This window comes from Pseudomonas sp. SM4 (genome assembly GCF_051913165.1).
Classification (GTDB): domain Bacteria; phylum Pseudomonadota; class Gammaproteobacteria; order Pseudomonadales; family Pseudomonadaceae; genus Aquipseudomonas.
In genome coordinates this window covers 94,847-120,648 of record NZ_JBODOE010000008.1, presented here as the reverse complement: position 1 = coordinate 120,648, position 25,802 = coordinate 94,847, and the positions used below count along the sequence as shown (strand labels likewise).

Here is a 25,802-nt window from a genome sequence, read left to right as displayed (position 1 = left end):
GAGGGACGGCCTGGTAACAGGGCCTGGTTCAGCTCAGTCGCTTACCACTTGTAAGTGGCACTGGCGACGACGCTGCGCTGGTCGCCGTAGTAGCAATAGAAACCGTCGCAGGTGGAAATGTAGTCCTTGTCGAACAGGTTGGTCGCGTTGACTGCCAGCGACGCGCCTTTGAGGCTGTTGTCCAGACGGCCGAGGTCGTAATGCACGCTCGCGTCGAACACGGTATAGGCATCCGCCTTGCCCAGCCAGGTGTTGCCTTTGTCGCCGTAGGTGTTGCCGGTGTAACGCACGCCGGCGCCAACGCCGAAGCCGTCGAGTACGCCGGTGTGCCAGGTGTAGTCGGTCCACAGCGAGGCTTGCTGGTTCGGCATCAGTTGCAGGCGGTTGCCCTTGTCGACGCCTTTCTGCACTTCGGACTTGGCCAGGGTGTAGGCGGCGATGACTTTCAGGTTATCGGTCACATCGGAGACCGCTTCCAGCTCCAGGCCTTTGACTTTCACTTCGCCGGTCTGGCTGGTGATGGTCACGTTGTTGACGATGGAATTGACCGAAACGTTTTTCTGGGTCAGGTCATACACCGCAGCGCTGAGCAGGGTTTTGCTGCCCGGCGGCTGGTACTTGATACCCAGTTCCCACTGCTTGCCTTCGGTCGGCTTGAACGAGTCGGTCGAGGTGGCGTCGGCGCCGCTGGTGGGCTGGAACGATTCGGCGTAGGACAGGTACGGCACAAAACCCGAGTCGAACACGTAGCTGATCGCTGCGTTGCCGCTGAACGCCTTGTCACGCTGGGTGTTGGTGGCGTCGCCCTTGTTGATGAACTGCGTGCTGGTGTGTACCCAGTCTTCACGCCCGCCGAGGGTCAGGCGCCACTGGTCGAGGGCCATCTGGTCCTGCACGTAGAGACCGGTCTGGGTGGTCTTCTGGTCGTAATCGTAAAACGCGCTGGAGCGCGGTGGACGCACGATGGTCTGGCCGTAGATCGGGTTGTTGACGTTGATGCTCGGTGCGGAGCCGAAGATCGACGTGTAGTTGGTGTTGCTGCGCTGATGATCGAGACCCAGCAGCAGCGTGTGGCGGATGTCGCCAGTGGCGAAATCGGCCTGGAAGTTGTTGTCCACGGCGAATTGGCTGATGTCTTCATCGACGTTGGTGGTGCCGCGGCCGACATTGCCCTGATCGTCCACGGTGAAACCGGCGAACGACGGGTTGTAGCTGTTGACGGTGACGGTCTGGAACGCCAGGTCCGACTTGGTGTAACGCAGGTTCTGCTTGAACTGCCAGACATCGTTCAGGCGATGTTCGAAGGCATAGCCGAGCGCGTAGTAAGTGCGGTCGTAGTAGTCGTAGTCCGGATCACCGAGGTTCTTGTGGTGGGAGATCTTGCCGAACGGCATGTCGATCTTGGTGCCTTGAATCGGATAGAACTGGCTGGTGACGCCGGTATCGTCGCGGGTGAACTGCGTGAGCAAAGTCAGCCTGGTGTCGTCGTCGATGTTCCAGGTCAGGCTCGGCGCGATGTTGTAGCGCTTGTTTTCGATGTGGTCGATCTGCGTGTCGCTGTCGCGCACCACGCCGCTGATGCCATACAGGAACTGGCCGGCGTCATCGATCTTGCCGGTGCTGGCGAAGTTGATCTGACGGTGGTTGTCGCTGCCGTACTGCAACTGGATTTCGCTGCTGGCTTCGGCGCTCGGCCGGCGGCTGACCATGTCGAGCAAACCGCCTGGCGGGGTCTGGCCGTACACCGACGACGCCGGGCCACGGAGCAGGGCGAGGCGGTCGAGGTTCCAGGTTTCTGGTTTCGGGTTGGCGTACACACCGCGTGGCAGCGGCAGGCCGTCGAGGAATTGGGTCGGCTCGAAACCGCGCACGCGCAGCCAGTCGATGCGCGTATCGCTGCCATAACTGCTGGCGGTGATGCCCGGCATGTAGCGCACGGCGTCATCGAGGCTGTGTACGCTGCGGTCGTCCATTTGCTGGCGGGTCGCAACCGAGATCGAGCGCGGTGCTTCGACCAGCGCGGTGTCGGTCTTGGTGCCGGTGGCGGTGCGGGTGGCGGTGTAGCCCTCAACCGGGCCCCAGGCGCTTTCGGTGTTTTCGACGCCGATGATCGCGGTTTCCGGCAGGGCCATTGCGCCGTCAGGCACGGCGACCAGGCTGTAGGTGCCCGCGCTGCTTTGCTCCAGTTGCAGACCGGTGCCGCGCAGGGCCGCACGCAGGGCGCCGGCCGCGTCGTACTGGCCGCTGACCGGTGCCGAGGTCTTGCCCGCCGCCAGCGCCGGATTCAGCGACAGCGCGAGGCCGCCCTGGCTGGCGATCTGGTTCAGGGTGGTCGACAGCGGTGCGGCCGGCAGGTTGTAGGCGCGCACGCTGGACGCTTGTTCAGCGGCGAGCAACGGGCTGCTGATCAGCGGGGTGCTGAAAGCAATGGCGACGGCCAGCAGACTGGGGCGCAACAAGGTGTCTAGCGAACGGGACATACGGCGGCTCCTGAATGGAAATATTTCTCAATTGCCTGTGTGCCGGATGAAACTCGAAAAGTGATAGGGCTGGATGAAAATAATTTTGATTTGCGGAAAACAGCGGTGTGGCGGATGACGCCATCGCGAGCAGGCTCACTCCTACAGGGGAACGCATTTCAACTGTAGGAGTGAGCCTGCTCGCGATAGCAACCGCTCAGCCACCTGATCATTCAGGCTTGGAATCAGCCTTCGCGACCGTCACCCAATATTGTGTGTGCTGCTCGATCTGCACCGGAAGAGTGGGCAGCAGGGCGTTTAGGGCTTTATCGGTGTCATGCAGCGGGAAGCTGCCGGTAATCCGCAAGTCCGCCACTTCCGGCGCCACACCCAGATGCCCACGCCGATAACGCCCGAGCTCATGCAACAGATCGCCCAGCCGCGCGTTGTCGACCACCAGCATGCCGCGCGTCCACGCATCGGCGCCGGGGTTGAGGGCGACAATCGAGCCCAGGCCATCGCTGCGCAGCAGCACTTGTTGGCCTTCGCGCAGGATCTGTTCTTCAGGATTGAATTGCGCGTGGGCCGCCACCGCCGACTGCAACACGCTCAGGCGTGTGCCTTCGTCCTCGCGCTTGACCAGGAAGCGCGTGCCCAGGGCGCGCATGCTACCCTCGCGGGTTTCGACAATAAATGGCCGCGCATCGCCGTGGCCGGTTTCGACCAGAATCTCGCCTTCCTGCAACACGATCAGTCGGCGCTTCTCATCGAAACGCACATCCACTGCGCTGTGGGTGTTGAGGTTGAGTACGGTGCCATCGGCCAGGCGCACGGTGCGTTGTTCGCCCGTGGCCGTACGCTGATCGGCGAGCCAGTAGTCCAGCGGCAGCCACCGTTCACTGGCGAACAGCCCGAGACCGACGATCACCACAACGCTGGCCAGCCCGCTGCCGAGCTTGCGCACTCGCCGGCGAATGCCTTCGCGTGATTGCAGCAGTGCATTGCGCGCCGGGCCTTTGGCCACACTGAAACGTTGATCAAGCATGCCCAACTGGCGCCAGGCGCGGGCGTGTTCTTCATGCGCCGCGTGCCATTTGGCGAACTCTTCGCGTTCCAGCGGGCTGCTCGAATCGAGGGTCAGTTGCCAGGCAATCGCCGCGTCCAGCACATGCGCAGGCACCGGTCTGGAGCTGGCGGGACTCATGTCGGTTCACCGTACAGGGCGATGTAGCACTGGCGAATGCCTTGCGCCAGATATTGGCGCACGCGCGGTACCGACACGCCGAGCCTGGCGGCGATCTCGGCGTGGCCGAGGCCGTCGAGACGGTTATACAGGAACGCGGCGCGGGCCTTGGTCGACAGTTTGCCGAGCAGGCGGTCGATGGCCTTGAGGTCTTCGAGGATCAGTTGCTGTTCTTCTATAGAAGGCTGTTCACCTTCAGGGACCAGCATCAATTCGGCGAGATAGGCCTGTTCCAGCGCGGCGCGACGGAAGTAGTCGAACAGCAGGCCTTTGGCGATCGCCACCAGAAACGCTCGTGGTTCGCGGGGTGTCAGCAGCTCGTCGCGGCCGAGCAGGCGCACGAAGGTGTCCTGACTGAGGTCTTCGGCACGTTGCGGGCAGGCCACGTTGCGCCGCAGCCACGCCAGCAGCCAACCGCGATGGTCGCGATACATCGCACCAACAAGTTCACTGTGAGGGCTTGGGACTGACGACACCGGACATCACCGATTGGGAAATATTAACTAACGCGAATTGTTCGCGATTCTGGCAGAGGTGGGAATGGTTAGCAATTGGCCACTGGTCAGGTGACACGTTTGGATAAACCTGTAGGAGCTGCCGCAGGCTGCGATCTTTTGATCTTGTTTTTGCAGATCAAGGTCAAAAGATCGCAGCCTGCGGCAGCTCCTACAGGGGGCTTTTAGAAGGACGGGGCTTGCTGGCGGCGTTTCCATTGGCTCAGGCGCTGCTGCAAATTCAGCGGGCTATGAATCTGCTGCGCGCGCGCGCGGCTGAACAGGATCAACGCCAGTTCCGCCGTGGCCAGCGCATCGGCACTTGCGTTATGCCGCTCGAACACTTCGAGCTTGAACCAGTCGATCCACTCATCCAGCCCCGCCTCGCGAATCTGCGCTTGCGGGCACACCAGCGGTGCAATGTCGGCGACATCCACAAACACCTGCTGCAACTTGTGCCCCAGATGCTCCTTCACCGCACGCCCGAGCATGTGCTGATCAAACGGCGCATGAAACGCCAGCACCGGGCTGTCGCGAATAAACTCCAGCAATTCCAGCAACGCCTCGGCCGGCTCACTACCAGCGGCAATCGCATTCGGCCCCAGTCCATGAATCAACACACTGGGGCTGAGCTTCAACTCCCGGCATTGCAAGGTGCGCTCAAATTGCTGACTGAAGTCGATCGCGCCGTCCTCGATCACCACCGCGCCGATCGACAGCACGCGATCCTTGTTCAGGTTGAGCCCGGTGGTTTCCAGATCCAGCACCACCCAGCGTTGCTCACGCAGGCTGCAGTCGCTCAGCTCGGTGATCACCGGCAGCTTGGCCAGACGCTGCTGCAAGTCCGCCGGCACCACCGGACTCGCCGGGCGCAGCCACGAAAACAGGCTCATAGCTGATACCGCAAGGTCAGGCTGCTTTGCAGGCGTTGCGCCTGACGCAAGGATTCGCGGAGGATGCGTCGGTCGAGATGATTGAGGCTGTCGGGATCGACACGGTTGGAGTACGGCAAATTCTCCCGCGTCTGCAGTTGATGTTGCTGCATGCGCGTCTGCTGAATGAAGTGATACGCCTCTTCATACGCCGCGCCGTCCAGCCGTTCGATGACTTCTTTATCGACCAACTGACGGAAGCGTTCGAGGGTATTGTTGGCGTCGATACCGTTGGCCAACGCCAGCAAGCGTGCGCCGTCCACAAACGGCGTCAGGCCCTGAACCTTCAGATCCAGCGTGGCTTTTTCGCCATTCTTGCGCGCCAATACGAACTCACGGAAACGCCCCACCGGCGGACGGTTGCGCAAGGCGTTCTCGGCCATCATGCGTTGGAACAAACGGTTGTCGCCGACCTGATCAAGAATGCCCCGGCGCAATTGCTCGCAGCTTTGTTCATCGCCCCAGACCACGCGCAGATCGAAATAAATGCTCGACCCGAGCAGGTTCTCCGGCGTCGCCTCACGAATAAACGCCGCAAAACGTCGCGCCCATTCCGCCCGCGACAAACACAGCTCGGGGTTGCCGGCCATGATGTTGCCTTTGCACAGGGTAAAGCCGCACTGCGCCAGGCTCTGGTTGATCTGCTGGGCGATGGGCAGCAGCTTGCCGCGAATCTCTGCGGCATGTGCAGCGTCGCGGGCATCGAACAGAATGCCATTGTCCTGATCGGTGTGCAGCGTCTGCTCGCGGCGGCCCTCGCTGCCGAAACACAGCCAACTGAACGGCACGCCAGGGTCGCCTTTTTCGGCGAGGGTCAGCTCGATCACCCGGCACACGGTGTGGTCGTTGAGCAAGGTGATGATGTGGGTGATCTGCGTCGAGGACGCGCCATGGGCGAGCATGCGTTCGACCAGTTGGCCGATCTCGCCGCGCAGGGTCACCAATTGTTCGACGCGTTGCGCACTGCGGATGGTCCGCGCCAGATGCACCAGATCGACCCGTTGCAGAGAAAACAGGTCGCGCTCGGAGACCACGCCGCACAAGCGTTGATCCTTGACCAGGCAGACGTGAGCGATGTGCCGTTCGGTCATGGCAATCGCCGCATCGAACGCGCTGTGATCCGGCGACAGATAGAAGGGCGCGCGGGTCATGTGGCGTTCGATGGCTTCGCTGAAATCACCGATACCTTCGGCCACCACATGGCGCAAATCGCGCAGGGTGAAAATCCCCAGCGGTGCTTTGTTTTCGTCTACGGCGACGATGCTGCCGACCTGTTGCTCGTGCATCAGCTTCACCGCTTCGCGCAGTGGCGTGTCCGGGCTGCACGTCACGGGATGACGCATGGCCAACTCGCCGAGGCGGGTGTTCAGCGAGTACTGGGTGCCGAGGGTTTCCACGGCTTTCTGCTGCACTTGCTGATTGACCTGATCAAGCAGGCTGCTGACCCCGCGCAAGGCAAAATCACGGAAGGCATTGGAGAGGGCGAACAGCTTGATGAACGCCAGTTTGTTCAGTTGCAGGCAGAAGGTGTCTTCGCCGGCCAGATGCTCGGTGCGCGTCGCGCGTTCGCCGAGCAGTGCGGCCAGCGGAAAACATTCGCCGGTGGTGATTTCAAACGTGGTCTCGGTGCCGGGTTTGGTGATGTGCTGGCGTTCGCCGACCACCCGGCCCTGCTTGACGATATAGAAGTGCTCGACCGGGCCGTCGACGGGTTTGATGATGCTCTCGCCCTGAGCGTAAAACCGCAGTTGGCATTGCTCCACCAGATATGCGAGGTGGGCATGTTCCATCTGATTGAAGGGCGGGAAGCGCTGGAGGAATTGCAGGGTGCCCTGAATGTTCTGCAATACCGCGGTTTTCCCTGCCTGGGTGAAGGCGTCCGCTTTACTCATAACCATTACCGCAGTCTTTTTCGAATTGTTGTTGTCGGATCGTTACGGCCATGGTCGGCCCCTACGGACAGGGTGCCCATTGGACGTAAGTCTAGGTTTTGCCACCATTGGCGAAGTTTCGGAGATGCCCTACGCAAACAGTCGGAAATTCCCTTGGTTACCCCCTTGGAAAAAAATCCGACGAAGTGCACATTGAAGCTCTGCCCAGCGATGTCTGACCACTTGCCAAGGGACTGTTTTGAACACTTAGAGAACGCCATGTCCGACCACGATATTTTGAGCGATGCCGAGCGAGAGGCGCTCAGCGCAGTAATGCTCGAACCCGATCTGCCGCCGCAGCGTGTACTGATCGTCGATGACGACAAGGACGCCCGGGAGCTGTTGTCGGAGATTCTCGCGTTGGACGGTATTCGTTGCATGACGGCGGCCAGTGGCGAGACAGCCCTGAAGATGCTCGCCGAGAAACCTTCGATTGGCCTGGTGATCACCGATCTGCGCATGGGCAATGTCGATGGCCTGGATTTGATTCGGCAGGTACGCGAATCGGTGCGGGCGGCGATGCCGATCATCATTGTCTCGGGCGATGCCGATGTGAAGGACGCGATTGCGGCGATGCATTTGAGCGTGGTGGATTTTCTGCTCAAGCCGATTGATACGGTGAAGTTATTGGCGTTGGTGAAACATGAATTAGGTATCGATTCCTGAGGTTTGAAGATCAAAAGATCGCAGCCTTCGGCAGCTCCTACAGGTGATCTCATGTAGGAGCTGCCGAAGGCTGCGATCTTTTTGATTCTGCGTCCAATAAAAAAGCCCTGATCCAAAGATCAGGGCTTTTTCACATCAGCGCAAATTTACAGGCCGTTAGCGGCCTTGAACTCGCGACGACGACGGTGCAGAACCGGCTCGGTGTAACCGTTCGGCTGCTTGGTGCCTTCAACCACCAGTTCGACCGCCGCCTGGAAGGCGATGTTGCTGTCGAAGTTCGGGGCCAGTGGACGGTACAGCGGGTCGTTGGCGTTTTGACGGTCAACCACTGGCGCCATGCGCTTGAGGCTTTCCATCACTTGCGCTTCGGTCACCACGCCGTGGCGCAGCCAGTTGGCGATGTGCTGGCTGGAGATACGCAGCGTGGCACGGTCTTCCATCAGGCCGACGTCATTGATGTCCGGCACTTTCGAGCAACCCACACCCTGGTCGATCCAGCGCACCACGTAACCAAGAATGCCCTGGGCGTTGTTGTCCAGTTCGTTCTTGATCTGCTCTGGCGTCCAGTTAGGATTGACCGCCAGCGGGATGGTCAGGATGTCGTCGACCGACGCGCGAGCACGTTTGGCCAGTTCGGCCTGACGGGCAAACACGTCGACCTTGTGGTAATGCAGCGCGTGCAGTGCAGCGGCAGTCGGCGATGGAACCCAAGCGGTGTTGGCGCCAGCCAGTGGGTGCGCGATTTTCTGCTCAAGCATCGCCGCCATCAGGTCGGGCATCGCCCACATGCCTTTACCGATTTGCGCGCGACCTTGCAGGCCGGTGCTCAGACCGATATCGACGTTCCAGTTCTCGTAGGCGCCGATCCACTTCTCAGCCTTCATGTCGGCCTTGCGCACAACCGGGCCGGCTTCCATGGAGGTGTGGATTTCGTCGCCGGTGCGGTCGAGGAAACCGGTGTTGATGAACACCACGCGCTCGCTGGCTGCCTTGATGCAGGCCTTGAGGTTGACCGTGGTGCGGCGCTCCTCGTCCATGATCCCGACTTTCAGCGTGTTGCGTTTCAGACCGAGCACGTCTTCGATGCGCCCGAACAACTCGTTGGTGAACGCCGCTTCTTCCGGGCCGTGCATCTTCGGTTTAACGATGTAGACCGAGCCGGTGCGAGTGTTGCGGCGCGAGGTGTTGCCATTGAGGTTGTGCATCGCCGCGAGGCAAGTGACCAGACCATCGAGGATGCCTTCCGGCACTTCGTTACCGTCTTTGTCGAGGATCGCGTCGATAGTCATCAGGTGACCAACGTTACGCACGAACAACAGCGAACGACCGTGCAGCGTCACTTCACCGCCATTCGGCGCGGTGTAGGTACGATCCGGGTTCATGGTGCGGGTGAAGGTCTGGCCGCCCTTGGACACGGATTCCGACAGGTCGCCCTTCATCAGGCCGAGCCAGTTGCGGTAGATCACCACTTTGTCGTCGGCATCGACGGCGGCCACGGAGTCTTCGCAGTCCATGATGGTGGTCAGGGCCGCTTCCATCAGGATGTCTTTGACGCCGGCGGGGTCGGTCTGGCCAACCGGGGTGGTGGCGTCGACCTGGATTTCGAAATGCAGACCGTTGTGTTTCAGCAGGATGGCGATTGGCGCGTTGGCGTCGCCCTGGAAACCGATCAGTTGCGCATTGTCGCGCAGGCCAGCGTTGCTGCCATCCTTGAGGGTGACCAGCAGTTTGCCGTCAGCGATCTTGTAGCCGGTCGAATCAACGTGAGAACCCGCAGCCAATGGCGCGGCTTCGTCGAGGAACGCACGGGCGAAGGCGATGACTTTGTCGCCACGCACCTTGTTGTAGCCTTTGCCTTTTTCCGCGCCACCGTCTTCGCTGATCGCGTCGGTGCCGTAGAGGGCGTCGTACAGCGAACCCCAGCGGGCGTTCGAGGCATTGAGAGCGAAGCGGGCGTTCATCACCGGCACAACGAGTTGCGGGCCGGCGGTACGGGCGATTTCATCATCGACATTTTGTGTCGTTGCCTGGAAATCAGCCGCTTCTGGCAGCAGATAACCGATTTCTTGCAGGAAGGCTTTATAGGCCACGGCGTCGTGCGCCTGACCGCTGCGTTCCTGATGCCAGGCGTCAATGCGTGCCTGGAAGTCATCGCGTTTGGCGAGTAGGGCTTTGTTCTTCGGCGCCAGGTCATGAATGACCTTGTCGGCACCTTCCCAGAATTTTTCGGCGGTGAGGCCGGTACCGGGAATGGCTTCGTTGTTCACGAAGTCGAACAGGACTTTGGCGACCTGCAGGCCACCGACTTGAACGTGTTCAGTCATTGCTTGCCTCACTCTGCTCAGCTATTTCGCTTTTCAGCTCTTCAATTTGACAATGAAGCCTCTGGCCATTTAAACCACAAACCTGCCGACCAGTACATGCCATTGCTGGCGGCTGGGCTGGGACCAATCAAAGGCTTGGGGCCTTGCTGACGGGGCTTTCAGGGTTGCGAACATGCCTTGGGCAGACATTGATACAGCGTTATGTAGTGCGCGCTGCGGCATACTACATGATGAGTTGCGCTTGTGAAAATCAGACTAATTACGTCGTTCTGCGACCTCATGTCGCATTGCGGTCACATCGCGGAACGGGATGTTCTCAAAAAACCATTGGATTGTTCCAGCTAAATATCAAAAGTTGTACACATAAATACTATTTGGCTGCTATGGCACAGTTTTGGTGCCCTCACCTGCGCGAGTGGATTTGTGGTGAGGTTATTTGTGGTGAGGGGATTTATCCCCGTTGGGTGGCGAAGCCGCCCCCAGCGTTCTGGCAGATAAACCGAATTGGCAGGATTTACGACTGCTGCGCAGCCGAACGGGGATAAATCCCCTCGCCACAGGTTCATGCCCAAACCCAAACCCAAACCCAAACCCAAACCCAAACCCAAACCCAAACCCAAACCCAAACCCAAACCCAAACCCAAACCCAAACCCAGGCACAGTTTCCCAGCAAGGCAGGTCGGGTCAGGCTGAATCAACGCCCTTGCCTATACTTCCCCTTCTATAACAACAGTCATGACAAGAGGGCGGCGCCATGGACCATCTCGTACTCACCGTTTTCGCCCCGGACAAGCCCGGGCAGGTCGAGCGTATTGCCCAATGCATTGCCGAGCACGGCGGTAACTGGCTGGAAAGTCGCATGTCGCGGATGGCCGGGCAGTTTGCCGGGATTCTGCGGGTGGGCGTGCCGGCAGAGGCTTACGACGAATTAGTCGATTCCCTACAAGCGCTGTCGACTCATGGCATTCGCGTACTGATTGCTGAAAGCGGAATCGAACAATCCTGCACCTGGAAACCGATTGCCATGGAATTGGTCGGCAACGACCGCCCGGGGATCGTCCGTGACATCACCCGCTTGCTCAGCGAGCAGGGCGTGAACCTTGAAAGGCTGGTGACCGAAGTGCGCCCCGCACCGATGAGCAGTGAACCGCTGTTCCATGCCGAAGCGATTCTCGCCGTGCCGCTGACTTTATCGCTCGACGTGTTGCAGTCGCGCCTGGAAACCCTGGCCGATGATCTGATGGTCGAATTGGTGTTACGCACAGACGTTTAACGCTGAGCAGGTTATCCAGTTTTAACGTGCACCTGCCTGTGGATAACCTGTAGAGACTGCGAGCAACGCCACGCCCGCCGTGGCTTTGCTGGAGTTGATCAAAAAACCGCCAGTATTCAGTGAGTTGCGCACAAACGGCGGGGATCACGCTGTGGATAACCTTGGGAAGGAACGTTGCAGGCCACGAGAACCGTGGCCTGCGGAGGTTTGTATATTTTTTGATCAGCTGCGCCGGCGCAAACCTATCCACGCGTCGACGCTGTACACCGCCAAGCCAGCCCAGATAAAGATGAACGCGACCAGCGTGCTGGACGACAAGTGCTCACCGAACAGCAGCACCGCTTGCAGCAGTACCAGCGTCGGCGCCAGGTATTGCAGGAAGCCCAGCGTGGTGTAGGGCAGATGCCGCGCCGCCGCGTTGAAACACACCAGCGGCACCAGCGTCACCGGGCCAGCGGCGACCAGCCACCAGGCTTGCGACGTGGTCCAGAACTCGGGTTGCGCGCTGGTCGCGGTCTGATTGAACAGCAGCCAGGCGATGGCAATCGGCACCAGCATCCAGGTTTCCACCACCAGGCCCGGCAACGCCTTGACCGGAGCCTGTTTGCGGATCAGCCCATAAAAACCGAAGGTCAGCGCCAGCACCAGCGACACCCACGGCAGACTGCCGACCTGCCAGACCTGCTGCGCCACACCCACCGCCGCCAGCCCAACCGCAAGCCACTGCATCCGCCGCAGACGTTCGCCAAGAATCAGCATCCCCAGCAATACGTTGACCAGCGGATTGATGTAATAACCGAGGCTCGCCTCCAGCATGCGTCCGTTGTTCACCGACCACACGTACGTCAGCCAGTTGGCCGCGATCAGCGTGCCGCTCAGGGCCAGAATCGCCAGACGCTTGGGGTTGTCGAGCAACTCGCGCAGCCAGCCCGGGTGTTTCCACACCATCAGCAGCAACGCGCCGAACAGCGCCGACCACAGCACCCGATGGATGATGATCTCGACCGCCGGGACTTCGGCAATGGCTTTGAAGTAGATCGGGAACAGGCCCCAGATGATGTAGGCGGTAAGGCCCAGGATGTACCCGCGACGCGGGTTGGCGGCTTGCATGCAGAATCCTTGCTTAGGCAGCTAACAAAGGAGGGGATTGTAAGGAGGTTTGTCAGCCAGTGCCGCAGTTGATTGGTCAGGAATGTGTGAACGAAGGAATGAGCCTCCCCAGAGAAGGCTCATCAACAGTGATCAGAAATTATCCGGCGTCCGCGCTTTCTCCCGGGCATGCTCGCGGCTGATCAAGCCCTTGGTCACCAGGTCTTTCAGGCACATGTCGAGGGTCTGCATGCCCAGCGATCCTCCGGTCTGAATCGCTGAATACATCTGCGCCACCTTGTCCTCGCGGATCAGATTACGGATCGCCGACGTGCCGAGCATGATCTCGTGCGCCGCAATCCGGCCGCCGCCAATCTTCTTGATCAGCGTCTGCGAGACTACCGCCAGCAGCGATTCCGAGAGCATCGAGCGCACCATCGATTTCTCGTCGCCGGGAAACACGTCGACCACCCGGTCGATGGTTTTCGCCGCCGACGTGGTGTGCAGGGTGCCGAACACCAGATGCCCGGTTTCTGCGGCGGTCAGCGCCAGGCGAATGGTTTCCAGATCGCGCATCTCACCGACGAGAATCACGTCCGGGTCTTCGCGCAGTGCCGAGCGCAGTGCGGTGGCAAAACTGCGGGTATCGCGGTGAACTTCACGCTGATTGATCAGGCATTTGCGCGATTCGTGAACGAATTCGATCGGGTCTTCGATGGTCAGGATGTGGTGATGACGATGGTTGTTGAGGTAATCGATCATCGCCGCCAGCGTGGTCGATTTGCCCGAACCGGTCGGCCCGGTGACCAGCACCAGCCCGCGCGGGGCATCGGTAATCTTGCGGAAAACATCGCCCATGGCGAGGTCGTCCATGCTCAGCACTTTCGACGGGATGGTACGGAACACCGCGCCGGCGCCACGGTTGTGGTTGAAGGCGTTGACCCGAAAACGCGCGACGCCGGGGACTTCGAAGGAAAAGTCGGTTTCCAGATGTTTCTCGAAGTCGACCCGCTGGGTGTCGTTCATGATGTCGTAGATCAGCTCGTGCACTTGCTTGTGATCCAGCGGCGGCAGATTGATCCGCCGTACATCGCCGTCGACGCGGATCATCGGCGGCAGACCGGCCGACAGGTGCAGGTCGGAAGCGCCTTGTTTGGCGCTGAAGGCCAGCAGTTCAGTGATATCCATAGCGATCCTCGTTTCCAGTAGAATGCCGCGAACCTTCAGACCGCCGGCGCCTCTTGATGTCCACGATAGCAGACAACATTTCCCACGTTGGTTCGCGCATCCAGACCGCGACCCAAGCCGCACACCGTCCTGAAAACAGCGTCCAGTTGCTCGCCGTGAGCAAAACCAAACCCGCCGAGGCCCTGCGCGAAGCGTATGCCGCCGGCCTGCGCGACTTTGGTGAGAACTACCTGCAGGAAGCCTTGGGCAAACAGCTCGAACTGGCCGACCTGCCCTTGATCTGGCACTTCATCGGCCCCATTCAATCGAACAAGACTCGCGCGATTGCCGAGCATTTCGACTGGGTGCACTCCGTGGATCGCCTGAAAATCGCTCAACGTCTGTCCGAACAGCGCCCGGCCGAGCTGCCGTCGCTGAACATCTGCATTCAGGTCAACGTCAGCGGTGAGGTCAGTAAATCCGGCTGCACGCCTGACGATCTGCCGGCGCTGGCCGCTGCGATCAGCACTTTGCCGCGTTTGAAACTGCGCGGCTTGATGGCAATCCCCGAGCCGACCGACGACCGCGCCGAGCAAGACGCGGCCTTCGCCGCCGTGCAGAAATTGCAGGCCAGCCTCGATTTGCCGCTCGACACACTGTCCATGGGCATGAGCCACGATCTTGAGTCGGCGATTGCCCAAGGCGCCACTTGGGTGCGTATCGGTACGGCCCTGTTTGGCGCGCGTGACTATTCCCAATCTTGAACGTTTCCAGATAAGGACCACACATGAGCAACACACGTATTGCCTTTATCGGTGCCGGCAACATGGCTGCCAGTTTGATCGGCGGCCTGCGCGCCAAAGGTCTGGAAGCTGCCCACATCCGTGCCAGCGATCCGGGCGAAGAAACCCGTGCCAGGGTCAGCGCTGAACACGGCATCGAAACCTTTGCCGACAATGCTCAGGCCATCGACGGCGTCGACGTGATCGTGCTGGCGGTCAAGCCACAAGCCATGAAAACCGTGTGCGAAGCGCTTCGCCCGAGTCTGAAACCGAATCAGCTGGTGGTGTCGATTGCCGCCGGCATCACTTGCGCGAGCATGACCGCGTGGCTCGGCGAGCAGCCGATCGTGCGCTGCATGCCGAACACCCCGGCGCTGCTGCGTCAGGGCGTCAGCGGTTTGTACGCGACCAGCGAAGTGACTGCCGAGCAGCGTCAGCAAGCCGAAGAGCTGCTGTCCGCCGTCGGCATCGCGCTGTGGCTGAACGAAGAACAGCAACTGGATGCGGTGACCGCCGTGTCCGGTTCCGGCCCGGCGTACTTCTTCCTGCTGATCGAAGCCATGACCGCCGCTGGCGTCAAACTCGGTCTGCCCAAGGAAATCGCCGAACAACTGACCTTGCAAACGGCGTTGGGCGCGGCACACATGGCCGTCTCCAGTGATGTCGATGCTGCCGAACTGCGTCGCCGCGTGACCTCGCCAAATGGCACCACTGAAGCGGCGATCAAATCATTCCAGGCCAATGGCTTCGAAGCCCTGGTCGAAACTGCACTCGGCGCCGCCGCGCACCGCTCGGCCGAAATGGCCGAACAACTGGGCAAATAAGGAGCCTTACATGATTGGATTGAACACTGCAGCGGTTTACGTGCTGCAAACCCTCGGCAGTCTGTACCTACTGATCGTGTTGCTGCGTTTCGTGCTGCAACTGGTGCGGGCGAACTTCTACAACCCGCTGTGCCAGTTCATTGTCAAAGCGACCCAGCCCCTGCTCAAGCCACTGCGCCGAATCATTCCGAGCCTGTTCGGCCTGGACATGTCGTCGCTGGTGCTGGCGATTCTGGTGCAACTGGCACTGATGGCGCTGACCCTGCTGCTGACTTACGGCACCACCGGTAATCCGCTGCAACTGTTTATCTGGTCGATCATCGGCGTGACCGCGCTGTTCCTGAAGATCTTCTTCTTCGCCCTGATCATCAGCGTGATTCTCTCGTGGGTCGCACCGGGCAGCCACAATCCGGGTGCTGAGCTGGTTAATCAGATCTGCGAGCCGGCGCTGGCGCCGTTCCGCAAGTTCCTGCCGAATCTCGGCGGTCTGGATCTGTCGCCGATCTTTGCCTTCCTTGCGCTGAAGCTGATCGACATGCTGGTGATCAACAATCTGGCCGCGATGACGATGATGCCGGAAATCCTCCGTCTGCTGATGTGAGCTGGTTTCGATGGGACGGTGACGACTTGATCCTCGAGTGTCACCTGCAACCGGCAGCCCGCAGCGATGACTTCGCCGGGCTGCACGGCGATCGCCTGAAGATCCGCCTGACCGCACCGCCGGTCGAGGGCAAGGCCAATGCGTATCTGATGGGCTTTCTGGCCAAGGCGTTTGGAGTGTCCAAGAGTCAGGTCAGTTTGCTCAGCGGTGAGTTGAACCGGCAGAAGCGGGTGAAAATCTGCTCGCCAAAGAAGTTGCCGGATTTGCCCGGACTAGTGCGCCTCTGATCTCCTGTGGCGAGGGGATTTATCCCCGCTCGGCTGCGCAGCAGTCGTAAAACCTGCCAACCCGGTTTGGCTGGTAGAACGCAGGGGGCGGCTTCGCCACCCAACGGGGATAAATCCCCTCACCACAGGGGGCGCGTTCAATGAATGAGGCCCGATCGTTGCTTGCCGCTAACCCCCCCGGTCTTTAGACTTACGCCTCATTTCAACGAGAGCAGGGTCGATGCCAACTGCCTTTCCCCCCGATTCTGTTGGTCTGGTGACGCCGCAAACCGCGCACTTCAGCGAACCGCTGGCCTTGGCCTGTGGCCGGTCGCTGGCCGCCTATGACCTGATCTACGAAACCTACGGCACGCTGAACGCGCAAGCGAGCAACGCCGTGCTGATTTGCCACGCCTTGTCCGGCCATCATCACGCCGCTGGCTACCATAGCGTCGACGACCGCAAGCCCGGTTGGTGGGACAGCTGCATCGGCCCGGGCAAACCGATCGACACCAACAAGTTCTTCGTGGTCAGCCTGAATAATCTGGGCGGCTGCAACGGCTCCACCGGCCCGAGCAGCATCAACCCCGAGACCGGCAAACCGTTCGGTGCCGACTTCCCGGTGCTCACCGTGGAAGACTGGGTACACAGCCAGGCACACCTCGCTGACCTGCTCGGCATCGGCCAGTGGGCGGCGGTGATCGGCGGCAGCCTCGGCGGCATGCAGGCGCTGCAATGGACCATCACTTACCCGGATCGCGTACGTCACTGCCTGGCCATCGCTTCGGCACCGAAGTTGTCGGCGCAGAACATCGCCTTCAACGAAGTCGCGCGTCAGGCGATCCTGACCGATCCGGAATTCCACGGCGGTTCGTTCCAGGAAGCGGGCGTGATCCCCAAGCGCGGTTTGATGCTGGCGCGGATGGTCGGGCACATAACCTACCTGTCCGACGATTCGATGGGCGAGAAATTCGGCCGTGGCCTGAAGAGCGAGAAGCTCAACTACGACTTCCACAGTGTCGAGTTCCAGGTCGAAAGCTACCTGCGTTATCAGGGCGAAGAGTTCTCCGGACGCTTCGACGCCAACACTTATCTGTTGATGACCAAGGCGCTGGACTACTTTGACCCGGCGGCGAACTTCGACGATGACCTGGCGAAAACCTTCGCCAACGCCACGGCCAAGTTCTGCGTGATGTCGTTCACCACCGACTGGCGTTTCTCCCCGGCGCGTTCGCGTGAACTGGTGGATGCGCTGATGGCGGCGCGCAAGGACGTCAGTTATCTGGAAATCGACGCACCGCAGGGCCACGACGCCTTCCTGATTCCGATCCCGCGCTACTTGCAGGCGTTCGGCAATTACATGAACCGCATCACGTTGTGAGAAAGCCATGAGAGCTGATCTGGAAATCATCCAGGAATGGATCCCCGCCGGCAGCCGCGTCCTCGACCTCGGTTGCGGTGACGGCGAGCTGCTGACCTGGCTGCGCGACAACAAGAACGTCACCGGTTATGGCCTGGAAAACGACGCCGACAACATCGCCCAATGCGTGGCCAAAGGCGTCAACGTCATCGAGCAGGATCTGGACAAGGGCCTGGGCAACTTCGCCAGCAACAGTTTTGACATCGTCGTCATGACCCAGGCCCTGCAAGCCGTGCACTACCCGGACAAGATCCTCGACGAAATGCTGCGGGTCGGTCGCCAATGCATCATTACCTTCCCGAACTTCGGTCACTGGCGCTGCCGCTGGTACCTGGCGAGCAAGGGGCGCATGCCGGTTTCCGAGTTTCTGCCGTACACCTGGTACAACACGCCGAACATTCACTTCTGCACCTTCGAAGACTTTGAAGAACTGTGTCGCGAACGTGATGCGAAGGTCATTGATCGGCTTGCCGTGGATCAACAGCACCGCCACGGGTGGGCCAGTAAGCTATGGCCTAATCTGTTAGGTGAGATCGGTATCTACCGCGTCAGCAGCCCGCAGCTTGCAGACCACAAAGTCGCGGTCTGAATCCCGTCATTTCGAGGAGACGATCATGGGTCGTTTAGCGTTGTTGTTATTGACCGCCTGCCTGAGTGCCAGCGCACTGGCAGCGGATGTCATCAAAGGTGAGCGCAAGGAAACCTTTGGCGACGTGACGGTGCACTACAACACTTTCAACTCGACGTTCCTGCAACCGGACATCGCCAAGGCAGCGGAGCTGATCCGCAGCAAGAATCAGGGCGTGATCAATGTCTCGGTGATCAAGGACGGCAAACCACTGGTCGCCAACGTCACCGGCACGGTCAAAGACCTGACCAGCCAGAGCGTGCCGCTGAACTTCCGCCAGGTCACCGAACAGGGCGCGATCTACTACATCGCCCAGTACCCGGTGGAACAGCAGGAAACCCGCACCTTTGAAATCAAGGTGCAGAACGGCGACAAGATCAACACCATCAATTTCAACCAAGAACTCTTTCCCGGCGAATGATGAACATCAAGCAGCTCGTACTGGCCAGCCATAACGCCGGCAAACTCAAAGAACTTCAGGCCATGCTCGGCGAATCGGTGCAACTGCGCTCGATTGGCGAGTGGAGCAAGGTCGAGCCGGAAGAAACCGGTCTGTCGTTCGTCGAGAACGCGATCCTCAAGGCGCGCAACGCCGCACGCATTTCCGGGCTGCCGGCGCTGGCCGACGATTCCGGTCTGGCGGTGGATTTCCTTGGCGGTGCGCCGGGCATCTATTCGGCGCGTTATGCCGATGGCAAGGGCGACGCGGCGAACAACGCCAAACTGCTCGACGCCTTGAAGGACGTGCCGCAAGCCGAGCGCGGTGCACAGTTTGTGTGCGTGCTGGCGCTAGTGCGTCACGCTGACGATCCGTTGCCGATCCTCTGCGAAGGCCTGTGGCACGGACGGATTCTGACCGCTGCCAGTGGCGAGCACGGTTTCGGTTATGACCCGCTGTTCTGGGTGCCGGAACGCGACGTGTCCAGTGCCGAACTGAGCCCGGCCGACAAGAACCAGATCAGCCACCGCGCCCGTGCAATGGATCTGCTGCGCCAGCGTCTGGGCCTGAAATGACCCGTGATTCCTCCGCGTCGTCGCTAATCGTCGGCGGCGCCGCTTCTTCGCCTCGGGCGCCGCTGCCCACGCTGCCGCCCTTGTCGCTGTACATCCACATCCCATGGTGTGTGCGCAAATGCCCGTATTGCGATTTCAACTCGCACACCGCCAGCCCGGTGTTGCCGGAGCAGGAATACGTCGACGCCTTGCTGGCCGATCTCGATCAGGATCTGCACGCGGTTTATGGCCGTGAGCTGACGTCGATCTTCTTCGGTGGTGGTACGCCGAGCCTGTTCAGCGCCGAAGCGCTTGGGCGTTTGCTTGAAGGCGTCGAGCAGCGCATTCCGTTTGCCGACGACATCGAAATCACCCTGGAAGCCAATCCGGGCACGTTCGAGCAAGAGAAGTTTGTCGCCTACCGCAAGCTGGGGATCAATCGTCTGTCGATCGGTATCCAGAGCTTCCAGCAGGAAAAGCTCAAGGCACTGGGCCGCATCCACAACGGTGACGAAGCGGTGCGCGCGGCCGGGATGGCGCGGCAGGCCGGGTTCGATAACTTCAACCTCGACTTGATGCACGGTTTGCCCGATCAGTCGCTGGACGATGCCTTGAGCGATCTGCGCCAGGCTATCGAGCTGAATCCGACGCACATCTCCTGGTATCAACTGACGCTGGAGCCGAACACGGTGTTCTGGAATCAGCCGCCGGTGCTGCCGGAAGACGACACGCTGTGGGACATTCAAGAAGCCGGGCAGGCGCTGCTGGCCGAGCATGGTTACGCGCAGTACGAAGTCTCGGCTTATGCACAGGCCGGACGTCCGGCGCGGCATAACCTCAATTACTGGAGTTTTGGCGACTTCATCGGTATTGGCGCGGGTGCGCATGGCAAGTTGAGCCATCCGGACGGGCGCATCGTGCGGACGTGGAAGACACGGCTGCCGAAGGACTATCTGAATCCGGCGAAAAATTTTCAGGCTGGCGAGAAATCGCTGACCAATGATGAGCTGCCGTTCGACTTTTTGATGAACGCGTTGCGCCTGACTGCGGGTGTGGAATCGCGCCTGTACCCGGAGCGTACCGGGCTGTCGCTGGAAAGCCTCGCCGAAGGCCGGGCAGCGGCAGAACAAAGCGGTCTGTTGCAGGTCGAACCGTCACGTCTGGCGGCCACCGAGCGCGGACAGCTGTTCCTCAACGATTTGCTGCAACAATTTCTGAACTGAGCTCAACCCTCAACTTCTGTCCCAAGGGAAAACGCATGGATTTGATACTCGACCTGCTCGCCACCGTCTCCCGCTGGAGCCGCAGCAACCTCTCGGAAATCGCCCTGGCGCTGGTCGGCTGCTTGCTGGTGCTGTTCGGCGCCGATTTCAAAGGCTGGGTCGAGCAACGCCTGGGCAGCATCGCCGGCGCCTTGCGCGTGCCATTGATGGCGCTGTTGTGTCTGATCGGCAGCGGCGCGGCACTGATCTACGCCACGCCGTGGGTGATCAAAGGCCTGAGCCAGTTCAACAATTACAGCCTGGCGCCAGTGCTGCTGGTAGTCCTCGTCCTCATCGGCGTAGTCGCCGACCGCCGCTAACACCAGAAAACAACTGTAGGCGCTGCGGCACGCTGCGATCTTTTGATCTTGAAAATCAGGATCAAAAGATCGCAGCGTGCCGCAGCTCCTACAAGCGTGGGTTTTATTTTTTTGCCGGGAATCAGGGACGGTCATGAGTAAAAAGTTGCTGGACGAGACAAGCAAATTTCTCAGCTTCGTGTTGCGTCACGAACCTCAGGCAATCGGCTTGGCGCTTAATGCTGAGGGCTGGGCGAGTATCGACGCTCTGATCAGCGGGGCTGCGGGTGACGGCAGGCAGTTGAGTCGCGAGCTGATTGAAAACGTCGTGGCCAGCAGTGACAAGAAGCGTTTTGCGATTTCTGCAGACGGCCACTCTATCCGCGCGGTTCAGGGGCACTCGACGAAAAGCGTTGATCTGCAATTCGTGCAGAAACAGCCACCTCGAACGCTGTATCACGGCACTGCGACGCGTTTTCTCGACTCGATCCACGAACAGGGTTTGATTCCCGGGAAACGCCATCACGTGCACTTGTCCGAGGAGATCGCCACCGCCTCGGCCGTGGGTCAACGCTATGGAACGTTAGTCGTTCTGCAGGTTGCGGCGCAGCAGATGGAGGAGCAGGGCTACAAGTTCTATCAGGCCGAAAATGGCGTCTGGCTGACTGAGCAGGTGCCCGCTCGATTTCTTTCGCCCGTGTGATTTTTCGGGCACTCAAAACAACTGTAGGAACTGCGCCACGCTGCGATCTTTTGATCTTGAAAATCAGGATCAAAAGATCGCAGCGTGCCGCAGTTCCTACCTGTTTCGCTTGGGTGCAGCCCCGAAAACAACTGTAGGAGCAAAGCTTGCTCGCGATGGCGGCGTGTCAGTCAACGTTGATGTTGAATGAGCGGGCGCCTTCGCGAGCAAGCTCGGCTCCTACAGGTGGTATTGCATTGGCTCAGGACTGTTTTTCGAACTTCAGGTCCCAGACGCCGTGGCCAAGACGTTCGCCGCGGCGTTCGAACTTGGTGATCGGGCGTTCGGCAGGGCGCGGCACGCACTTGCCGTCTTCGGCGAGGTTGCGGTAGCCCGGCGCGACGTTCATCACTTCCAGCATGTATTCGGCATACGGTTCCCAGTCGGTGGCCATGTGCAGAATGCCGCCGACCTTCAACTTGCTGCGCACCAGTTCAGCGAACGAGGCCTGAACGATACGACGCTTGTGGTGACGGCTCTTGTGCCACGGGTCCGGGAAAAACAGCATCAGGCGATCGAGGCTGTTGTCGGCGATGCAACGGTTGAGCACTTCGATCGCGTCGCAATCGTAGACCCGCAGGTTGGTCAGGCCCTGCGTCAGCACGCCATTGAGCAGCGCGCCAACACCCGGACGGTGAACCTCAACGCCAATGAAATCCTGATCCGGCGCCGCCGCGGCCATTTCCAGCAGCGAGTGGCCCATGCCGAAACCGATCTCCAGCGAGCGCGGTGCCGAACGGCCGAACACTTGATCGTAATCCACCGGCGCGTCGGCCAGCGGCAGGACGAACAGCGGCGTGCCTTGATCCAGACCTTTTTGCTGGCCTTCGGTCATGCGCCCGGCACGCATCACGAAACTCTTGATGCGGCGGTGTTGGCGCTCGTCGCCTTCTTCCGGCTGGATAGGCGTGTCGTTCGATTCAGTCATCAATGGCTCTTACTTGATCAGACCATCCAGCGGCGAAGAGGCGCTGGCATAGAGTTTTTTCGGCATACGGCCAGCGAGGTAGGCCAGACGGCCTGCAACGATGGCGTGTTTCATGGCTTCAGCCATCATCACCGGCTGCTGGGCGTGGGCGATGGCCGAGTTCATCAGCACCGCATCGCAACCCAGTTCCATGGCGATGGTTGCGTCGGACGCAGTGCCGACACCGGCATCGACCAACACAGGGATCTTGGCTTCTTCGAGGATGATCTGCAGGTTGTACGGGTTGCAGATCCCCAGACCGGAACCGATCAGACCGGCCAGCGGCATCACCGCGATGCAGCCGATTTCCGCCAGTTGACGGGCGATGATCGGGTCATCGCTGGTGTACACCATCACGTCGAAACCTTCCTTGACCAGCGTTTCGGCAGCCTTGAGGGTTTCGATGACGTTAGGGAACAGGGTCTTCTGGTCAGCCAGTACTTCCAGCTTCACCAGGTTATGACCGTCGAGCAACTCACGGGCCAGGCGGCAGGTGCGCACGGCTTCGATGGCGTCGTAGCAACCGGCAGTGTTCGGCAGGAAGGTGTAGCGCTCTGGCGACAATACGTCGAGCAGGTTCGGCTCGCCTTCGATCTGACCGAGGTTGGTGCGGCGCACGGCGAAGGTGACGATCTCGGCACCCGAGGCTTCGATGGCCTGACGGGTTTCTTCCATGTCACGGTACTTGCCGGTACCAACCAGCAAACGCGACTGGTAAGTACGACCGGCCAGCACAAAAGGCTTGTCGCTACGAACGATGCTCATGGGGAATCCTCTTTAGGAGTGAGGGTCTTGCAGAATTCTGTGCCCTCGCGGGCCTGGCAATCAGCCGCCGCCGATGGCGTGCACCACTTCAACGTTGTCGCCGTCATTGAGCGTGGTGTCGGCATGCAGGCTGCGCGGGACGATATCCAGATTGAGTTCAACTGCTACCCGGCGTCCGGTCAGTTCCAGACGGGTGATCAGGGCCGCAACGGTTTCACCGTCGGGCAGTTCAAGGGATTCGCCGTTCAACTGAATGCGCATGCGCAACGCCGCCATCATTTTTAGGGGCTGGCATTCTAGCCCGATCAGACAGGGTGACCCAAGCCATTCGTCTTTAAACCCGCTGCCCCGCTGAAATGCCCAGGCCCGTGTAGGAGCTGCCGCAGGCTGCGATCTTTTGATGTTGTTTTTCAAGATCAAAAGATCGCAGCCTGCGGCAGCTCCTACAGGGAGCGGTTTCATGGTGGGTCAGGTCAGGTCAGGTCAGGCGCCACGCGGCGAGGCCCAGGCACAGCCAGCCAATCAGGAAGGCCAGGCCGCCGAACGGGGTGATGATGCCGAGCTTGCTGATGCCGGTGGTGGTCAGCACGTACAGGCTGCCGGAGAACAGTAGAATGCCGACGGTGAAGGACACGCCGGCCCAGGTGACCAGTCGGCCCTGAACATGCGTAGCCAGCAGCGCGACGCCGAACAGCGCCACGGTGTGCACCAATTGGTAGGTGACGCCGGTGTGGAAAATTGCCAGATATTCCGGCGTCAGACGGTTTTTCAGGCCGTGGGCGGCAAAAGCGCCGAGTGCGACACCAGTAAAACCAAAGAAAGCGGCCAGCAGCAGAAAGCCACGCAACATGAAGAACTCCAGTCAGACTCGATCGGCAGGGTCTGTATAATGGCCCGCTCCACGGGTTCGGCCAAGCCATCTCTATGCTGCGTACTATTTTCCGTCGTCTTACGAAGGCTCTGCTCTGGTTCGCGGGCGGCAGCATCGTGCTGGTGCTGATCTTTCGTTTCGTGCCGCCGCCGGGTACGGCGCTGATGGTCGAGCGCAAGGTCGAGTCGTGGGTCGACGGCGAGCCGATTGATCTGCAACGCACGTGGAAGCCGTGGGACGAGATCTCCGACGATCTCAAAGTCGCGGTCATGGCCGGTGAAGATCAGAAATTCCCCGAGCACTGGGGTTTTGATTTCAGCGCAATTCAGGCCGCACTCGCGCACAACGAACTCGGCGGTTCGATTCGCGGCGCCAGCACCTTGAGCCAGCAAGTGTCGAAAAACCTGTTTCTGTGGGCCGGGCGCAGTTATCTGCGCAAAGGCCTCGAAGCCTGGTTCACCGCGCTGATCGAGGTGTTCTGGCCCAAGCAGCGGATTCTTGAGGTGTACCTGAACAGCGTCGAGTGGGATGACGGTGTGTTCGGCGCCGAAGCTGCCGCCCGTCATCATTTCGGTGTGAGCGCCAAGTCGCTGTCCCGCCAGCAGGCGAGTTATCTGGCGGCGGTGTTGCCGAATCCGCGCGTGTGGAGCGCCAGCCATCCGACCGCTTACGTGTCGCGCCGCGCCGGCTGGATTCGCCAGCAGATGAGCCAGTTGGGTGGCGACAGCTATCTGCTGGGTCTCAACGATTCGCGCCGGGCACCGTGGGCGCGCTGATCCTCTCCTGCATCAGAACAACTTCAGCGGCTCTTCATTGAGCGCTGACAGTTGTTCGCGCAACGCCAACACCTGATCGCCCCAATAACGCTCGGTGCCGAACCACGGGAAACTGTGCGGGAACGCCGGGTCATCCCAGCGTCGTGCCAGCCACGCGCTGTAGTGCATCAGACGCAAGGCGCGCAGCGGTTCGATCAGCGCCAGTTCGCGCGGGTCGAAATCGTGAAATTCGTTGTAGCCATCCATCAATTCCGATAACTGCCCGAGGCATTCCTGACGGTCGCCGGCGAGCATCATCCAGATGTCCTGCACCGCCGGGCCCATGCGGCAGTCGTCGAGGTCGACGATGTGGAACATCTCGTCGCGGCACATCATGTTGCCGGGGTGACAGTCGCCATGCATGCGGATGTTCTGGTGGGGCGTGTTGGCGTAGGCATCTTCCACACGTTTGAGCAGGTCGCGGGCGACGGACTCGTAGGCCGGCAGCAGGCTTTTCGGAATGAAGTTGCCTTCGAGCAAAGTGTTCAGCGAGGCGTGGCCGAAGTTCTGCACGGCGAGGGCTTCACGGTGTTCGAACGGCTTCGTCGCGCCGACCGCGTGAATCCGCCCGAGCAACTGGCCGAGGCGATACAGCTGGTCAAGATTGCCCGGCTCCGGCGCCCGGCCGCCACGACGCGGAAACAGGGTGAAGCGGAAACCGGCGTGTTCGTGCAGGGTTTCGCCGTTGTGGATCATGGGTGCAACCACCGGGATGTCGACGTCGGCCAGTTCGAAGGTGAATTTGTGTTCTTCGAGGATTGCTTCGTTGGTCCAGCGTTGCGGACGGTAGAACTTGGCTATCAGCGGTTCGGAGTCCTCGATGCCGACCTGATAGACGCGGTTCTCGTAGCTGTTGAGCGCCAGAATGCGCGCATCACTGAGGAAACCGATGCTTTCAACGGCATCGAGGACGAGGTCGGGGGTGAGGGTTTCAAACGGGTGGGCCATGCTGACTCCTGCGCGCAGCAGGCTGCCGCGTCCGGCCCAGC

The 25,802-nt window shown here is 60.3% G+C and carries 27 protein-coding genes; 14 read left to right on the top strand and 13 right to left on the bottom strand.

Features of this window, described 5'->3' with window-relative positions; genetic code table 11:
• Positions 1–41: 41 nt before the first annotated feature.
• From ACQ4MY_RS16650 to ACQ4MY_RS16630, 5 genes are all read right to left on the bottom strand, one after another.
• Positions 42–2,480: a TonB-dependent siderophore receptor gene (locus tag ACQ4MY_RS16650; RefSeq protein WP_440095860.1), complete on the bottom strand. Its 2,439-nt coding sequence runs from the start codon at positions 2,478–2,480 to the stop codon at positions 42–44.
• Between the two features lie 208 nt (positions 2,481–2,688).
• A complete protein-coding gene (locus ACQ4MY_RS16645; protein WP_440095859.1) occupies positions 2,689–3,663 on the bottom strand; it encodes a FecR domain-containing protein in 975 nt (324 codons plus the stop codon).
• Positions 3,660–4,136 (bottom strand): RNA polymerase sigma factor, encoded by a 477-nt coding sequence (locus tag ACQ4MY_RS16640; protein WP_440095858.1) that lies wholly within the window; start codon positions 4,134–4,136, stop codon positions 3,660–3,662. Before ACQ4MY_RS16640 ends, ACQ4MY_RS16645 begins: the two co-directional genes overlap by 4 nt.
• A gap of 245 nt (positions 4,137–4,381) precedes the next feature.
• A complete protein-coding gene (locus ACQ4MY_RS16635; protein WP_440095857.1) occupies positions 4,382–5,089 on the bottom strand; it encodes a 3'-5' exonuclease in 708 nt (235 codons plus the stop codon).
• Positions 5,086–7,020 (bottom strand): DUF294 nucleotidyltransferase-like domain-containing protein, encoded by a 1,935-nt coding sequence (locus tag ACQ4MY_RS16630; RefSeq protein ID WP_440095856.1) that lies wholly within the window; start codon positions 7,018–7,020, stop codon positions 5,086–5,088. The genes ACQ4MY_RS16635 and ACQ4MY_RS16630 overlap by 4 nt, the downstream gene beginning before the upstream one ends.
• 258 nt (positions 7,021–7,278) lie before the next feature.
• Here ACQ4MY_RS16630 and ACQ4MY_RS16625 point away from each other — a divergent pair, with 258 nt between their 5' ends.
• Entirely contained in the window at positions 7,279–7,725 is a 447-nt protein-coding gene (locus tag ACQ4MY_RS16625; protein WP_008083781.1) for a response regulator, read from the top strand.
• A 146-nt stretch (positions 7,726–7,871) separates the two neighbouring features.
• Here the strand turns inward: ACQ4MY_RS16625 and ACQ4MY_RS16620 are convergent, their stop codons facing one another.
• A complete protein-coding gene (locus tag ACQ4MY_RS16620; protein ID WP_440095854.1) occupies positions 7,872–10,049 on the bottom strand; it encodes a malate synthase G in 2,178 nt (725 codons plus the stop codon).
• Between the two features lie 754 nt (positions 10,050–10,803).
• On the opposite strand from ACQ4MY_RS16620, the gene ACQ4MY_RS16615 reads away from it, so the two are divergent.
• Positions 10,804–11,322 (top strand): glycine cleavage system protein R, encoded by a 519-nt coding sequence (locus tag ACQ4MY_RS16615; RefSeq protein ID WP_007910018.1) that lies wholly within the window; start codon positions 10,804–10,806, stop codon positions 11,320–11,322.
• A gap of 222 nt (positions 11,323–11,544) precedes the next feature.
• Here the strand turns inward: ACQ4MY_RS16615 and rarD are convergent, their stop codons facing one another.
• Complete coding sequence (gene rarD / locus ACQ4MY_RS16610) at positions 11,545–12,432, bottom strand: EamA family transporter RarD (protein ID WP_440095852.1); 888 nt, start codon at positions 12,430–12,432, stop codon at positions 11,545–11,547.
• A gap of 132 nt (positions 12,433–12,564) precedes the next feature.
• Positions 12,565–13,599 carry a type IV pilus twitching motility protein PilT gene (locus ACQ4MY_RS16605; RefSeq protein ID WP_008083784.1) on the bottom strand — a complete coding sequence of 345 codons (1,035 nt, stop codon included), beginning with the start codon at positions 13,597–13,599 and terminating at the stop codon, positions 12,565–12,567.
• Between the two features lie 56 nt (positions 13,600–13,655).
• On the opposite strand from ACQ4MY_RS16605, the gene ACQ4MY_RS16600 reads away from it, so the two are divergent.
• The 11 genes from ACQ4MY_RS16600 to ACQ4MY_RS16550 all read left to right on the top strand — a co-directional run bounded on the left by ACQ4MY_RS16600 (position 13,656) and on the right by ACQ4MY_RS16550 (position 21,356).
• Positions 13,656–14,342 carry a YggS family pyridoxal phosphate-dependent enzyme gene (locus ACQ4MY_RS16600; RefSeq protein WP_440095850.1) on the top strand — a complete coding sequence of 229 codons (687 nt, stop codon included), beginning with the start codon at positions 13,656–13,658 and terminating at the stop codon, positions 14,340–14,342.
• A gap of 23 nt (positions 14,343–14,365) precedes the next feature.
• Positions 14,366–15,184 carry a pyrroline-5-carboxylate reductase gene (gene proC, locus ACQ4MY_RS16595; RefSeq protein ID WP_008083786.1) on the top strand — a complete coding sequence of 273 codons (819 nt, stop codon included), beginning with the start codon at positions 14,366–14,368 and terminating at the stop codon, positions 15,182–15,184.
• A 10-nt stretch (positions 15,185–15,194) separates the two neighbouring features.
• Positions 15,195–15,785 carry a YggT family protein gene (locus ACQ4MY_RS16590; protein ID WP_250605812.1) on the top strand — a complete coding sequence of 197 codons (591 nt, stop codon included), beginning with the start codon at positions 15,195–15,197 and terminating at the stop codon, positions 15,783–15,785.
• Positions 15,782–16,072 carry a DUF167 domain-containing protein gene (locus tag ACQ4MY_RS16585; protein WP_440095848.1) on the top strand — a complete coding sequence of 97 codons (291 nt, stop codon included), beginning with the start codon at positions 15,782–15,784 and terminating at the stop codon, positions 16,070–16,072. Before ACQ4MY_RS16590 ends, ACQ4MY_RS16585 begins: the two co-directional genes overlap by 4 nt.
• A 220-nt stretch (positions 16,073–16,292) precedes the next feature.
• Entirely contained in the window at positions 16,293–17,432 is a 1,140-nt protein-coding gene (gene metX / locus ACQ4MY_RS16580; protein ID WP_008083796.1) for a homoserine O-succinyltransferase MetX, read from the top strand.
• Positions 17,433–17,439: 7 nt separating this feature from the next.
• On the top strand, positions 17,440–18,060 hold the full coding sequence (gene metW / locus ACQ4MY_RS16575) for a methionine biosynthesis protein MetW (protein ID WP_007913638.1): 621 nt from the start codon (positions 17,440–17,442) through the stop codon (positions 18,058–18,060).
• Positions 18,061–18,085: 25 nt separating this feature from the next.
• Positions 18,086–18,520: a DUF4426 domain-containing protein gene (locus ACQ4MY_RS16570; RefSeq protein WP_008083800.1), complete on the top strand. Its 435-nt coding sequence runs from the start codon at positions 18,086–18,088 to the stop codon at positions 18,518–18,520.
• Positions 18,517–19,113 (top strand): RdgB/HAM1 family non-canonical purine NTP pyrophosphatase, encoded by a 597-nt coding sequence (gene rdgB, locus ACQ4MY_RS16565; protein WP_007913634.1) that lies wholly within the window; start codon positions 18,517–18,519, stop codon positions 19,111–19,113. Before ACQ4MY_RS16570 ends, rdgB begins: the two co-directional genes overlap by 4 nt.
• Entirely contained in the window at positions 19,110–20,315 is a 1,206-nt protein-coding gene (hemW, locus tag ACQ4MY_RS16560) for a radical SAM family heme chaperone HemW (protein WP_158834168.1), read from the top strand. The genes rdgB and hemW overlap by 4 nt, the downstream gene beginning before the upstream one ends.
• A gap of 35 nt (positions 20,316–20,350) precedes the next feature.
• A complete protein-coding gene (locus ACQ4MY_RS16555) occupies positions 20,351–20,674 on the top strand; it encodes a DUF3392 domain-containing protein (RefSeq protein ID WP_008083808.1) in 324 nt (107 codons plus the stop codon).
• 133 nt (positions 20,675–20,807) lie between these two features.
• Entirely contained in the window at positions 20,808–21,356 is a 549-nt protein-coding gene (locus tag ACQ4MY_RS16550) for an RNA 2'-phosphotransferase (protein ID WP_440095960.1), read from the top strand.
• 241 nt (positions 21,357–21,597) lie between these two features.
• Here the strand turns inward: ACQ4MY_RS16550 and trmB are convergent, their stop codons facing one another.
• From trmB to ACQ4MY_RS16530, 4 genes are all read right to left on the bottom strand, one after another.
• Positions 21,598–22,323, bottom strand: a complete 726-nt coding sequence (trmB, locus tag ACQ4MY_RS16545) for a tRNA (guanosine(46)-N7)-methyltransferase TrmB (RefSeq protein ID WP_008083818.1) — start codon at positions 22,321–22,323, stop codon at positions 21,598–21,600.
• Between the two features lie 9 nt (positions 22,324–22,332).
• Positions 22,333–23,127 (bottom strand): thiazole synthase, encoded by a 795-nt coding sequence (locus tag ACQ4MY_RS16540; protein WP_007913621.1) that lies wholly within the window; start codon positions 23,125–23,127, stop codon positions 22,333–22,335.
• Positions 23,128–23,187: 60 nt separating this feature from the next.
• Positions 23,188–23,388: a sulfur carrier protein ThiS gene (gene thiS, locus ACQ4MY_RS16535; protein ID WP_178116854.1), complete on the bottom strand. Its 201-nt coding sequence runs from the start codon at positions 23,386–23,388 to the stop codon at positions 23,188–23,190.
• A gap of 217 nt (positions 23,389–23,605) precedes the next feature.
• Positions 23,606–23,977, bottom strand: a complete 372-nt coding sequence (locus ACQ4MY_RS16530; protein ID WP_440095847.1) for a DUF423 domain-containing protein — start codon at positions 23,975–23,977, stop codon at positions 23,606–23,608.
• A gap of 74 nt (positions 23,978–24,051) precedes the next feature.
• Between ACQ4MY_RS16530 and mtgA the strand changes: the two genes are divergently transcribed.
• A complete protein-coding gene (gene mtgA, locus ACQ4MY_RS16525; protein WP_008083830.1) occupies positions 24,052–24,774 on the top strand; it encodes a monofunctional biosynthetic peptidoglycan transglycosylase in 723 nt (240 codons plus the stop codon).
• A 12-nt stretch (positions 24,775–24,786) separates the two neighbouring features.
• Here mtgA and ACQ4MY_RS16520 read toward each other — a convergent pair whose 3' ends face one another.
• Entirely contained in the window at positions 24,787–25,761 is a 975-nt protein-coding gene (locus ACQ4MY_RS16520) for a serine/threonine protein kinase (RefSeq protein ID WP_008083831.1), read from the bottom strand.
• Positions 25,762–25,802 lie beyond the last annotated feature (41 nt).

Coding starts and splice junctions, on each gene's coding strand:
- hemW (WP_158834168.1), top strand. CDS start 19,110: ATGACCCGTGATTCCTCCGCGTCGTCGCTAATCGTCGGCGGCGCCGCT.
- ACQ4MY_RS16625 (WP_008083781.1), top strand. CDS start 7,279: ATGTCCGACCACGATATTTTGAGCGATGCCGAGCGAGAGGCGCTCAGC.
- ACQ4MY_RS16640 (WP_440095858.1), bottom strand. CDS start 4,136: ATGTATCGCGACCATCGCGGTTGGCTGCTGGCGTGGCTGCGGCGCAAC.
- ACQ4MY_RS16605 (WP_008083784.1), bottom strand. CDS start 13,599: ATGGATATCACTGAACTGCTGGCCTTCAGCGCCAAACAAGGCGCTTCC.
- ACQ4MY_RS16620 (WP_440095854.1), bottom strand. CDS start 10,049: ATGACTGAACACGTTCAAGTCGGTGGCCTGCAGGTCGCCAAAGTCCTG.
- ACQ4MY_RS16635 (WP_440095857.1), bottom strand. CDS start 5,089: ATGAGCCTGTTTTCGTGGCTGCGCCCGGCGAGTCCGGTGGTGCCGGCG.
- ACQ4MY_RS16615 (WP_007910018.1), top strand. CDS start 10,804: ATGGACCATCTCGTACTCACCGTTTTCGCCCCGGACAAGCCCGGGCAG.
- metW (WP_007913638.1), top strand. CDS start 17,440: ATGAGAGCTGATCTGGAAATCATCCAGGAATGGATCCCCGCCGGCAGC.
- rarD (WP_440095852.1), bottom strand. CDS start 12,432: ATGCAAGCCGCCAACCCGCGTCGCGGGTACATCCTGGGCCTTACCGCC.
- ACQ4MY_RS16550 (WP_440095960.1), top strand. CDS start 20,808: ATGAGTAAAAAGTTGCTGGACGAGACAAGCAAATTTCTCAGCTTCGTG.
- ACQ4MY_RS16590 (WP_250605812.1), top strand. CDS start 15,195: ATGATTGGATTGAACACTGCAGCGGTTTACGTGCTGCAAACCCTCGGC.
- ACQ4MY_RS16540 (WP_007913621.1), bottom strand. CDS start 23,127: ATGAGCATCGTTCGTAGCGACAAGCCTTTTGTGCTGGCCGGTCGTACT.
- ACQ4MY_RS16650 (WP_440095860.1), bottom strand. CDS start 2,480: ATGTCCCGTTCGCTAGACACCTTGTTGCGCCCCAGTCTGCTGGCCGTC.
- ACQ4MY_RS16530 (WP_440095847.1), bottom strand. CDS start 23,977: ATGTTGCGTGGCTTTCTGCTGCTGGCCGCTTTCTTTGGTTTTACTGGT.
- ACQ4MY_RS16570 (WP_008083800.1), top strand. CDS start 18,086: ATGGGTCGTTTAGCGTTGTTGTTATTGACCGCCTGCCTGAGTGCCAGC.
- rdgB (WP_007913634.1), top strand. CDS start 18,517: ATGATGAACATCAAGCAGCTCGTACTGGCCAGCCATAACGCCGGCAAA.
- ACQ4MY_RS16555 (WP_008083808.1), top strand. CDS start 20,351: ATGGATTTGATACTCGACCTGCTCGCCACCGTCTCCCGCTGGAGCCGC.
- ACQ4MY_RS16520 (WP_008083831.1), bottom strand. CDS start 25,761: ATGGCCCACCCGTTTGAAACCCTCACCCCCGACCTCGTCCTCGATGCC.
- ACQ4MY_RS16600 (WP_440095850.1), top strand. CDS start 13,656: ATGTCCACGATAGCAGACAACATTTCCCACGTTGGTTCGCGCATCCAG.
- ACQ4MY_RS16630 (WP_440095856.1), bottom strand. CDS start 7,020: ATGAGTAAAGCGGACGCCTTCACCCAGGCAGGGAAAACCGCGGTATTG.
- ACQ4MY_RS16645 (WP_440095859.1), bottom strand. CDS start 3,663: ATGAGTCCCGCCAGCTCCAGACCGGTGCCTGCGCATGTGCTGGACGCG.
- trmB (WP_008083818.1), bottom strand. CDS start 22,323: ATGACTGAATCGAACGACACGCCTATCCAGCCGGAAGAAGGCGACGAG.
- proC (WP_008083786.1), top strand. CDS start 14,366: ATGAGCAACACACGTATTGCCTTTATCGGTGCCGGCAACATGGCTGCC.
- metX (WP_008083796.1), top strand. CDS start 16,293: ATGCCAACTGCCTTTCCCCCCGATTCTGTTGGTCTGGTGACGCCGCAA.
- thiS (WP_178116854.1), bottom strand. CDS start 23,388: ATGCGCATTCAGTTGAACGGCGAATCCCTTGAACTGCCCGACGGTGAA.
- mtgA (WP_008083830.1), top strand. CDS start 24,052: ATGCTGCGTACTATTTTCCGTCGTCTTACGAAGGCTCTGCTCTGGTTC.